Genomic DNA, 4029 nt, shown 5'->3' with positions numbered 1-4029 from the left:
GCCCGGAGCGTTCGGAGGCGGCGGGCGGCGGAGCGGCGGCCTGACGCGCCGCCCGGCCCCCGGACGTACGCCCGGGCGCCCCGACACCGGTGTGCGGCTCTTTCAGGGGCCGTCCTGGCCCGCCAGGCGCCCGAAGTCCGTATCCGGGGCGTCCTCGGGCGGGGGCGGCAGGGCGAGGCTGTAGTGGCGGTAGAGCTGGAGTTCCTGCTCGGGGGAGAGGTGCCGGCCGACGCCGAAGTCGGGGGCGTCCTTGATCAGCGCCCGCTCGTACGGGACGTGGAGCCCGTCGTCGACCAGTTCGCTCGGCGCCAGGGGGACGAAGGCGTCCCGGCTGAAGAGACCCGTGCGGACGGCGGCCCACTCCGGGACGCCGGTCGCGTCGTCCAGGTACACCTCGTCCACCGTCCCGATTCTGTGTCCGTTCCGGTCGTACGCCTTGCGGCCGATCAGGCTGCGCGGATCGATGTCGGTCTGCACGGTCCCTCCAACTGGTCGCAACTGCTCCACACCCCTACGAAAGTGCACATCCGGGATGTCGGCCACTTGAGCGATGGGCGCCACAACGGCGCTGGTAGGCTGGCTGTGGCTGTCGACCCCGTGCGGGAGAGTCCCCCGGAGAAAAACTTTCCGGTGGCGCCGAAGGAGCAAATCCTCCCCGGAATCTCTCAGGCCCCTGTACCGCGCGGACGAGGTCACTCTGGAAAGCAGAGCGGGAGTCCGACGGCATCCGCTCTCACCGACGGTGAAAGCCGGCATGCCCGCGTGGCGCGCCGGTGAAGCTCTCAGGTTGAGATGACAGAGGGGGAGGCCGTCCGGGCACCCGCGCCGTGGTGCCCCTCGCAGGTCGTGACGACCAGGAGGCCCCCGCACATGACCGCCAACCGCACCCCGCTCTCCGAGCTCGAGCAGGGCATTCCCTTCGAGCAGCGGCACATCGGCCCCGACGCCGAGGCGCGCGCCAAGATGCTCGCCCAGGTCGGCTACGGCTCGCTGGACGAGCTCACCGCCGCCGCGGTGCCGGACGTGATCAAGAACGCCGAGGCGCTGGGTCTGCCCGGTGCCCGGACGGAGGCCGAGGTCCTCGCCGAGCTGCGCGACCTCGCCGACCGCAACCAGGTCCTCGCCCCGATGATCGGTCTCGGTTACTACGGGACCTTCACCCCGCCGGTGATCCTGCGGAACGTGATGGAGAACCCCGCCTGGTACACGGCCTACACCCCGTACCAGCCGGAGATCTCCCAGGGCCGCCTGGAGGCCCTGCTGAACTTCCAGACCATGGTCGCCGACCTGACCGGTCTGCCCACCTCGGGCGCCTCCCTCCTCGACGAGAGCACCGCCGCCGCCGAGGCGATGGCGCTCTCGCGGCGCGTGGGCAAGGTCAAGAACGGCGTCTTCGTCGTCGACGCCGACGCCCTGCCGCAGACCATCGCGGTCATCCGGACCCGGGCCGAACCGACCGGGGTCGAGGTCGTCGTCACCGACCTGTCCGCCGGCATCCCGGCCGAGATCGCCGAGCGCGGCGTCTTCGGCGTGCTGCTGCAGTACCCTGGCGCCTCCGGTGCCGTACGGGACATCAAGCCGGTCATCGACCAGGCCCATGAGCTCGGCGCGATCGTCACCGTCGCCGCCGACCTGCTCGCCCTCACGCTGCTCGCCTCGCCCGGCTCCCTCGGCGCCGACATCGCCGTCGGCACCACCCAGCGCTTCGGCGTGCCGATGGGCTTCGGCGGGCCGCACGCCGGCTACATGGCCGTCCAGGACAAGCACGCCCGCTCCCTTCCCGGCCGTCTCGTCGGCGTCTCCGTCGACGCCGACGGCAACCGCGCCTACCGCCTGGCCCTCCAGACCCGCGAGCAGCACATCCGCCGCGAGAAGGCCACCAGCAACATCTGCACCGCCCAGGTCCTGCTCGCCGTCATGGCCGGCATGTACGCCGTCTACCACGGTCCGGACGGTCTCAAGCAGATCGCCGAGCGCACCCACCGGTACGCCGCGATCCTCGCCGCCGGTCTGCGCGCCGGAGGCGTGGAGCTGGTCCAGGGCGCCTTCTTCGACACCCTGACCGCCCGCGTCCCGGGCCGCGCCGACGCGGTCGTGGCCGCGGCCCGCGAGGCCGGTGTCAACCTGTACCGCGTCGACGCCGACCACGTGTCGATGTCCTGCGACGAGACCACCACCCGCGCCCAGCTCGCCGCCGTGTGGGGCGCCTTCGGCGTCACCGCCGATGTCGAGGCGCTCGACGCGGTCACCGAGAACGCGCTGCCGGCCGACGCGCTGCGCTCCGACGCGTACCTGACCCACCCGGTCTTCCACGCGCACCGCTCCGAGACCTCGATGCTGCGCTACCTGCGCAGGCTGGCCGACCGCGACTACGCGCTCGACCGCGGCATGATCCCGCTGGGCTCCTGCACCATGAAGCTCAACGCGACGACCGAGATGGAGTCGGTGACCTGGCCCGAGTTCGGCCAGATCCACCCCTTCGCCCCGGTCGAGCAGGCGCAGGGCTACCTCACGCTCATCACCGAGCTGGAGGAGCGCCTCGCCGAGGTCACCGGCTACGACAAGGTGTCCCTCCAGCCGAACGCCGGCTCGCAGGGCGAGCTCGCGGGTCTCCTCGCGGTTCGCGCCTACCACCGCGCCAACGGCGACGAGCAGCGCACGGTCTGCCTCATCCCCTCCTCCGCGCACGGCACCAACGCCGCCTCCGCCGTGATGGCCGGCATGAAGGTCGTCGTCGTCAGGACCGCCGACGACGGCGAGGTCGACGTCGAGGACCTGCGCGCCAAGATCGCGCAGTACCGCGACGAGCTGTCCGTCCTGATGATCACCTACCCGTCGACGCACGGCGTCTTCGAGGAGCACGTCGCGGACATCTGCGCCGAGGTGCACGAGGCCGGCGGCCAGGTGTACGTCGACGGCGCCAACCTCAACGCGCTGGTCGGCCTCGCGAAGCCGGGCAAGTTCGGCGGCGACGTCTCGCACCTGAACCTGCACAAGACCTTCTGCATCCCGCACGGCGGCGGCGGCCCGGGCGTCGGCCCCGTCGCGGTGCGCGAGCACCTGGCCCCGTACCTGCCCAACCACCCGCTCCAGCCCACCGCGGGTCCGGAGACCGGCGTCGGCCCGATCTCGGCCGCCCCGTGGGGTTCCGCCGGCATCCTGCCGATCTCCTGGTCGTACGTCCGCCTCATGGGCGGCGAGGGCCTCAAGCGCGCCACGCAGGTCGCCGTCCTCGCGGCGAACTACATCGCCAAGCGCCTGGAGCCGCACTACCCGGTGCTCTACACCGGTCCGGCCGGACTGGTCGCCCACGAGTGCATCGTGGACCTGCGCCCGCTCTCCAAGGCGACCGGGGTCAGCGTCGACGACATCGCCAAGCGGCTGATCGACTACGGCTTCCACGCGCCGACGATGTCCTTCCCGGTCGCCGGCACGCTGATGATCGAGCCCACCGAGTCCGAGGACCTGACCGAGCTCGACCGCTTCTGCGACACGATGATCGCGATTCGGGCCGAGATCGAGAAGGTGGCCTCCGGTGTGTGGCCGGCGGACGACAATCCGCTGCACAACGCGCCGCACACCGCGGCCGCGCTGGGCGGCGAGTGGACCCACCCCTACACCCGCGACGAGGCCGTCTTCCCGGCCGGCGTCTCGGCCGCGGACAAGTACTGGCCGCCGGTGCGCCGGATCGACGGCGCCTTCGGTGACCGCAACCTGGTCTGCTCCTGCCCGCCGCTGGACGAGTACGACAACTGAGCCTCGCGGCTCGCACGGCCGAGGGCCGGCCCGGAGAGTTCTCCGGGCCGGCCCCCCGCCGGTTGCCCCCCGGGCGCGGGCAGGCGGGGGGCGTGGACCGGCCCCTGGTTGGGGGGGGCCGGGGGGGCGCGCCCCGCCCCCGGGGGGGGGTGGCGGCCCCCCCGGCCCCGGGGGGGCCCCCACCCCCGCCGCCGCCCCCGGGCGGGGGCCCCCCCGCGGCGGGGGGCCCGCTTCCTCATGCTCCGTCCGGCTCCGGCCTGCCGGAACCGGCGT

2 protein-coding genes and 1 riboswitch are annotated in these 4029 nt (G+C 72.9%); of the genes, one reads left to right on the top strand and one right to left on the bottom strand.

Features of this window, described 5'->3' with window-relative positions:
* Positions 1-102 precede the first annotated feature (102 nt).
* Positions 103-477, bottom strand: a complete 375-nt coding sequence (locus tag RIF68_RS29825; protein ID WP_309054396.1) for a PRC-barrel domain-containing protein — start codon at positions 475-477, stop codon at positions 103-105.
* A 113-nt stretch (positions 478-590) separates the two neighbouring features.
* Positions 591-691, top strand: a riboswitch (glycine riboswitch).
* Between the two features lie 179 nt (positions 692-870).
* Here RIF68_RS29825 and gcvP point away from each other — a divergent pair.
* Positions 871-3756, top strand: coding sequence for an aminomethyl-transferring glycine dehydrogenase (gcvP, locus tag RIF68_RS29820; RefSeq protein ID WP_309054395.1), 2886 nt, complete (start codon positions 871-873; stop codon positions 3754-3756).
* Positions 3757-4029 lie beyond the last annotated feature (273 nt).

The organism is Streptomyces sp. (genome assembly GCF_031178505.1).
Taxonomy (GTDB): Bacteria; Actinomycetota; Actinomycetes; order Streptomycetales; family Streptomycetaceae; genus Streptomyces; species Streptomyces gulbargensis.
The sequence above is the reverse complement of the archived record's forward strand: the minus strand, read 5'-3'. Positions and strand labels throughout refer to the sequence as shown.